Origin of the sequence: Shewanella sp. SM74, assembly GCF_025653725.1 — a bacterium.
In the GTDB taxonomy this organism is placed as follows: domain Bacteria; phylum Pseudomonadota; class Gammaproteobacteria; order Enterobacterales; family Shewanellaceae; genus Shewanella; species Shewanella oncorhynchi.
In genome coordinates this window covers 293588-300027 of the sequence record NZ_JAKKRZ010000007.1, presented here as the reverse complement: position 1 = coordinate 300027, position 6440 = coordinate 293588, and the positions used below count along the sequence as shown (strand labels likewise).

Below are 6440 nucleotides of genomic sequence, written 5' to 3'. Positions count from 1 at the left end.
ATTTCGACCTAACTCAGTCAAGGTCAGTGTCTTACATTCAATCAGTGCCTTAGAGGCCAGCATCAAGCTGTTTAATCGTTTTAGGTGAAGTTCTGGGCAGTATTGGTGTAAAGAATGTTGTAGGATATTGGCTTCGCGCATCTTGTTGTCCAAGTGTAGTTTTTAGCGAAACCATTTGATCATGCAACAAGATGCGCTTCCACCCTAATTTGATGATTTATTTGTAAATCATCAGGGGATTCTTCAGCCCATAGCCGCCATTACCCAATACAGCGAAGGTGCCATGTTGCAACTGGAAAGGCTTGGGCAAGATAATCCTGAACTCTATGATGTACTCGGTAAAATTAATGCGCAGTCGATTCGCGCTGGAGCGGTTGTGCATCGTATTCGCGGTTTACTCAAGCGGCGTCAGGCAAAGACCGAACCTTTAGATATAGTGCCAGTGGTGAAAGAAGCTTTAGCTCTGTTGCGGCGCGAGCTAGACCGAGCGAATGTACAAGTGAATGTGCGAGTGCAGGGTGAGCCCTTTGAACTGATGGGCGATAGCGTTGGTTTAAGTCAAATGTGGGTCAATTTAGTAAAAAATAGCTTAGATGCGTTAGAAACCTGCGGCGATAATCGTGTGCGCCAATTATGGATCGATATTTATTATCATCCAAATGAAATCAAAGTGTTAGTTATTGATAATGGCGAAGGGCTACAGGGGCAGGCGAGTGAGTTGATGGCATCTTTTGCCTCAACCAAAGATGCGGGATTAGGGCTTGGCTTAGCCATCTGTAAGGATGTGGTCACCCGCCATCACGGCAGCATTCAAATCGAAAACTGTCAGCAATCCACGCAAGCGTTACTCCCTTGGCAACAGGGCTGTGTGGTGACAGTCGTGCTTCCCAAGGGATAGGGTTATACACTTATGAGTAACCCTTAATGTGCGCATTAGCGGAGCATCCGACAGCCTTTATTGGTTAGCGGTTAATATTAATAAAAGCATCATTTTCATAATAATATTTTGCTGCACTAATTAATTCATTTAGCCCAGCTTCAGAATTTTGTTGCAGCAAATTACTCTTAATACTTTGCAAATCTGACATACTTAAGAAGCTTTTATAACCAATAGATGTTGGGTAAATTGGTTCATCATCACTACCACGATCTTCTTCTGTGTCATCGTCAAGTACAAGACATAATATCGAGTCATTAATTTCTTTATTAGAAGGTATATATACATCCAACTTCCAATCTAAAGATTCAATTTTATCCAACATGTTCTTGAGAGTTAATTCTAAACGCATTACGCACCTTTTGTGATACAGCGAGTCATTCCCGCGCCTTATTTGCGGTTAGTTTTTGGGGGGAAAAGCCATCGCTTGATCTCTGATCCACTTCATTCATAACTGTAGATATTTACCAAAATATTCATCGACAGTTTTATGGCAGTATTTATCTTCACCTCGCCAATACTCAGCGAACACCCAGTCATTTTTGCCTTTAGAAGGGCGATTGTAGCTCCTTGGTCGTAACACTCCAATACTGGCTAAAATCTCTATTAATACCTGCCTTTCTGCTTTACTGGACTTTACGACCTTAGCCAATCTTTTTTCAAGGGCACTTGGATAATCAGTAGGTTCCGAACTTTCGATAGTGCTTAATATTTCTTTGAAACAATTTAAGTCTTCATCAGTTGGGTCAGGGATATCCGTATTTATAAATTGGTTTAAGTCAAAATATGTATATAAAATATCGCCATGACGGACACCACCCCATTTGATACGCTCGAAATTCAATACGTTTATATCTGTGTTGTTATAGTTGTGACTGCCCCTTATCCCGTATTTGCTGTCTCGGCATACACCGCAGGTGTAGGAGTGTGAAGTTGGTTTTCCGTCGGAATATGAAGTGCCGGATATAACGGGTGTATATTTATGCTCCGGGATATTTTTGGCAATTGAATAGGATGATAAAGAAGATCTTAAGTCTAAGCGGCGAGTTGTCAGGCTACTTAAAAAACCTTTAGCAATTTGTGCTCCGGATATTGTTTTTACTACTTTTGCAATGGTATCTATGCAGTCATCATGAGAAATCGAAATCGGATCAAACATCAATCCTTGTGACTTTGCGTACTCAAAATCTCCATCAGATAAGAGTCTATCTTTTGAGTCTATCCATCCATTTTTCCAGTAGGTGGAGAATAATATTTTCTTCGCTTTCTTATCCATATTCGAATTAATGCTTTCACTTAACGTCTGAGTATTAATGTGTAGCGTTGTTTGCGAGACATAAATCACTTGTTCGACTTGGCTACTACGACGATGTTAATTGGTGTGAATGATGCTATAGGAATTTGCTTTGACAGGGTAGTGGTTTTTATACAACTTTGGTGGTAATTGCTTGATATCGTTTTAGCTTTATCATTACTTTTGCATTATTAGTGACGTTGATTTCGAGTATTCTGGCCTTACATTTTGGTTGACACAGGTACTACATCATCTCAACGACATTAAACCTATAAGGCATATTTACTTTTAGTTTTCTATCATCTAGCAACGACTTGATGGTGGTTATTTTCTTCACATGACCACTTGTTTATCATGGTTTTCTATTAGGATACTTTGGACGTTTTTAATTTAGGGCAGTGGATAGTTTTGGGAGAACTGGCTGAGCTTTTCTACTAAAAACTCTATGGTGCGACGGATCTTATGGCTGGGATAATCGGTTTGTAGGTATACCAATTGCAGTGGGATCGGTGGGGCTATTTTATCGGCTAGCACTAAGTGGAGTCTGCCTTCGGTTACATCTTGCGCCACATCGAGCCAGCTCTTATAGGCAATCCCACGACCAGATAGTGCCCAGTCGCGGATCACTGCGCCATCGTTACAGAAACGTTGGCCCCTGACTTCGATTTCAACGGGTGCGCCGTTATGACTTAACTTCCATTTTTGCCATGGCTCACCGCCGCGATTTAAGATCAGTACTGCGTGTTGGCTAAGTTCATTTAGCGTGCTTGGTGTGCCGTGTTGTGCCAGATAAGCGGGTGAGGCGACCAGTACCCTTGGGGTCATGGCGAGCTGACGCCTTTTAAGGTTTGAGTCGTCAAGTTGACCATAGCGCAAAGCCAAATGGATATTTTGGTCGATTAAGTCTGTCATATGATCGCCAAAATACAGCTGCACTGTCAGTTCTGGGGCGCTGTCCATCAATTCATCGAGCCAAGCACGGATCTGGCTGCGACCAATATCCGAAGGTAACGCGAGGCGTACTTCGCCCTTAAGCTCACCCCTGTGTTCGGCTAAATTGGCGCTGGCGGTTTCGAGAATCGCCAGTGCGGGTTTCGCCGAATCGAGAAAGATCCGCCCTTCTTCTGTGAGCTGTAAGCGCCGCGTCGAGCGAGCAAATAGCTGACATCCTAGCTTTTTCTCTAATCTTTGCAGCGCGGCACTTGCCGCTGCCGGCGTCATGCCTATTTCTTTACTGGCTGCCGAGAGACTTTCTAAGGCTGCGATACGCAGCGCTAATTGCAGATCGTTTAAATGATACATATCAAATTATTTTTGAAAATGATTTTAATAATAGCCTGATTATCAATATAGATTAACTAATGCACAATTGCACCACTGATGTTTCATCTTAATTTCTGGTTCGGAGTGTGTATGAGTCTATTCATGTCTTACAAATTAGCGTCACTGGCATTAAACAATCGCATCGTGATGGCCCCTATGACTCGGGCGCGTACTACGCAGCCAGGTAATATTCCTAATGATCTGATGGCGCAATATTATGCCCAGCGCGCCTCGGCGGGGTTAATCATCACAGAAGCGACACAAATCTCCGATGACAGTCAAGGCTATTCATTTACGCCGGGCGTGTATACCGCTGAGCAAATTGAGGGCTGGAAAAAAGTCACAGCGGCGGTGCATCTGGCTGGTGGTAAAATCTTCAATCAAATTTGGCATGTTGGCCGTGTATCGCACCCGATTTTTCAGCAGGGTAATGCCCCGATTGCGCCATCAGCTATTGCGCCCGTTGGCACTAAAGTATGGATTGTGGATGAAGCGCATCCTGAAGGGCAAATGGTGGATTGCCCAGAACCTAAGGCTATGGTGCAAGCGGATATCGACCGCGTTGTGGCCGATTTTGCACAGGCGGGAGTGAATGCGGTTGTGGCGGGTTTTGATGGCATCGAAATTCACGGCGGCAATGGTTATCTGATTGACCAGTTTTTACGCACCAATTCAAACCACAGAACTGATGCCTACGGCGGTTCTCAGGAAAATCGCATTCGTTTTTTACTCGAAATTGTCCAAGCCGTGAGTGCGAAAATTGGTGCCAATAAAGTCGGGGTTCGCCTCGCCCCTTACGTGACGTTTAAAGATATGGCGTGTCCTGAAATTGTAGACACTATTCTGTTAGCGGCTAAGCATTTATCGGCATTGGGCGTGGCATATTTACATCTTTCTGAGGCGGATTGGGATGATGCGCCGCAGGTGCCAGAATCCTTTAGAGTCGAGCTGCGCAGAGTCTTTAAGGGCAGCATTATTGTTGCGGGTCGCTATGATGTGGCGCGTGCCAATGAAGTGATTGATAACGGTTATGCGGACTTAGTTGCCTTCGGTCGACCTTTTATTGCGAATCCTGATTTGCCTTACCGTTTAATGCATCAATTGCCTTTATCTGCATTCGACAAAGGGCCCTTGTTTGGCGGTAGTGCTGCGGGTTATACCGATTATCCTACACACAACGAAGCATTGAGAGCCGTCATCCGATCCGCTGACGATGAGGTGGCATAATGGATCGGGTTAACACTTTGTATGTTCAGCGCTTACCCGCTTGGCTCAGCTTAAGTCTATGGTTTTCAGGCTTTATAGGTATCGCTATTGTGGGTTTTAGCTTAGCAAGTCTGAGCATGGATGCGTTAGCCGCTCAAGGGGCAACAACACAGGATAGTGCTAAAGTGCGAGCGGCGTTAGTGCCAAAAGTGGCGGCAATGGAAACGATTTCTGATGAATCACCGCAGGCACTGGCTATCGCCCGCGCCGCTTTGTTATATGCCAGTTTTTGGAACTCGGGCGATGCAAGTTTTGCCCACGGCGCATTGGCGACTGGTTTTATCGACCGTACTCTGCCCGCTGGCCGCGCACAGGGAATCACGGGTCCACTCGAAGCCTCAAAGGCATTTAGGGCGGCGGTCCCCGATCTCTCTGTTTCAGTTGAGCATTTGCTAGTCGTTGGCGATCGTGCAGTGGTACGTCTGCGTTTTAATGGCCGCTTTACTGGTTTCTTTGGTGAGCAACAAGGCCAAGGGCAGAAAATCGATTTTCGTGCTGTTGACATGTATCGAGTACGGGATGGTTTCATCACAGATAACTGGCACCTCGAAGATTATCAAACGCTATTTTCTCAATTAGCTGCAGGGACTCAATCATGAATCAACGTCGACGATTTTTAATGGCAGGTGGCGCCATCGCTGCTGGGTTCGGCCTAAGCCAAACGGCGCTTGCTATTGGTTTACCATCATTAGATACCTTAGAAAATGACTCCAAAAGTTCAGGTGGCAATGGTATGAACAAAATATTTTGGCCAAGTGGTGAGCAGTTAGTGATTTCAATCTCAATGCAGTTTGAAGCAGGTGCTCAAGATAAAAATGCCGAAGGGCCGTTTCCGCCGATGGAAAAGGGCTACCCAGATACCATCACCCCGACTTGGTACGATTACGGTATGAACGAAGGCATTCCAAGGCTGCTGCGCTTGTGGCGTAAGCACAATATCAAGGTGACTTCTCACATGGTTGGGCGCGCCGCCGAGCTACATCCTCAACTTGCCAAACAAGTTGCAGATGAGGGGCATGAGATTTCGGGTCACGGACAAACGTGGACGCCACAATACAGCATGTCGCCAGCAGAGGAACGCGCCTCCTATGTGGCGAGTATTGAGACGCTGCAAAGGATCACAGGTCAGCGCCCCTTAGGTTTTAATGCCTTTTGGATGCGCCACAGCACTCAAACCCTCAATATTTTGCAGGACTTAGGTTTTATTTATCACATCGATGACCTATCGCGGGACGAACCTTCAATTATCCCAGTAGGAAATAAGCCTTTTGCGGTTGTGCCTTACACTTTACGTAACAATGATATCGGACGTTTTGGTGGCAACACTGCTATGACGGCCACGGCCTTTTTACAGGAACTAAAGGATGAGTTCGATATGCTCTATCAAGAAGGTTCGACGCAGCGACGGATGATGTCGATCAGTGTGCATGACCGTATTGGTGGCGCTCCTGGACTTGTGACCGCTTTAGATAAGTTTATTCAGTACGCTAAAGATCACACCAATGTAGGCTTTATGCGTAAAGATGCTATTGCTAAGTGGGCGCTGGCGCAAAAGGACACACCGACCAATCCTGCAAGAACATTTTAGCCTGCTGTAGCTTTGTTGGAAGAGGTTTTAAT

At 45.4% G+C, this 6440-nt stretch carries 6 protein-coding genes and 2 pseudogenes; 4 read left to right on the top strand and 4 right to left on the bottom strand.

The features are described 5' to 3' along the window. Positions 1-141 (bottom strand): annotated as a pseudogene (locus L5M49_RS10245) (IS4 family transposase); the annotation flags it as partial. A 103-nt stretch (positions 142-244) separates the two neighbouring features. Between L5M49_RS10245 and L5M49_RS10240 the strand changes: the two are divergent. After that, positions 245-898 (top strand): annotated as a pseudogene (locus L5M49_RS10240) (sensor histidine kinase); the annotation flags it as partial. 64 nt (positions 899-962) lie between these two features. On the opposite strand, the gene L5M49_RS10235 reads toward L5M49_RS10240, so the two are convergent. From L5M49_RS10235 to L5M49_RS10225, 3 genes are all read right to left on the bottom strand, one after another. Further along, complete coding sequence (locus L5M49_RS10235) at positions 963-1289, bottom strand: hypothetical protein (RefSeq protein ID WP_263183868.1); 327 nt, start codon at positions 1287-1289, stop codon at positions 963-965. A 96-nt stretch (positions 1290-1385) separates the two neighbouring features. Continuing rightward, a complete protein-coding gene (locus L5M49_RS10230) occupies positions 1386-2213 on the bottom strand; it encodes a hypothetical protein (protein WP_131523469.1) in 828 nt (275 codons plus the stop codon). Between the two features lie 408 nt (positions 2214-2621). Further along, a complete protein-coding gene (locus tag L5M49_RS10225; RefSeq protein ID WP_071938732.1) occupies positions 2622-3533 on the bottom strand; it encodes a LysR family transcriptional regulator in 912 nt (303 codons plus the stop codon). Positions 3534-3644: 111 nt separating this feature from the next. Here L5M49_RS10225 and L5M49_RS10220 point away from each other — a divergent pair, with 111 nt between their 5' ends. Genes L5M49_RS10220 through L5M49_RS10210 form a run of 3 tightly spaced genes read left to right on the top strand, consistent with a single transcriptional unit; the run spans position 3645 to position 6408 of the window. Beyond that, entirely contained in the window at positions 3645-4781 is a 1137-nt protein-coding gene (locus tag L5M49_RS10220; protein ID WP_131523468.1) for an alkene reductase, read from the top strand. After that, entirely contained in the window at positions 4781-5419 is a 639-nt protein-coding gene (locus L5M49_RS10215; protein WP_263265980.1) for an ester cyclase, read from the top strand. The genes L5M49_RS10220 and L5M49_RS10215 overlap by 1 nt, the downstream gene beginning before the upstream one ends. Next, positions 5416-6408 (top strand): polysaccharide deacetylase family protein, encoded by a 993-nt coding sequence (locus L5M49_RS10210; protein WP_263265979.1) that lies wholly within the window; start codon positions 5416-5418, stop codon positions 6406-6408. Before L5M49_RS10215 ends, L5M49_RS10210 begins: the two co-directional genes overlap by 4 nt. Positions 6409-6440: the final 32 nt, after the last annotated feature.

Bases quoted from the DNA above. Each gene is read 5' to 3' on its own strand.
- L5M49_RS10235 (WP_263183868.1), bottom strand. From the start codon at position 1,289: ATGCGTTTAGAATTAACTCTCAAGAACATGTTGGATAAAATTGAATCT.
- L5M49_RS10230 (WP_131523469.1), bottom strand. From the start codon at position 2,213: ATGGATAAGAAAGCGAAGAAAATATTATTCTCCACCTACTGGAAAAAT.
- L5M49_RS10225 (WP_071938732.1), bottom strand. From the start codon at position 3,533: ATGTATCATTTAAACGATCTGCAATTAGCGCTGCGTATCGCAGCCTTA.
- L5M49_RS10220 (WP_131523468.1), top strand. From the start codon at position 3,645: ATGAGTCTATTCATGTCTTACAAATTAGCGTCACTGGCATTAAACAAT.
- L5M49_RS10215 (WP_263265980.1), top strand. From the start codon at position 4,781: ATGGATCGGGTTAACACTTTGTATGTTCAGCGCTTACCCGCTTGGCTC.
- L5M49_RS10210 (WP_263265979.1), top strand. From the start codon at position 5,416: ATGAATCAACGTCGACGATTTTTAATGGCAGGTGGCGCCATCGCTGCT.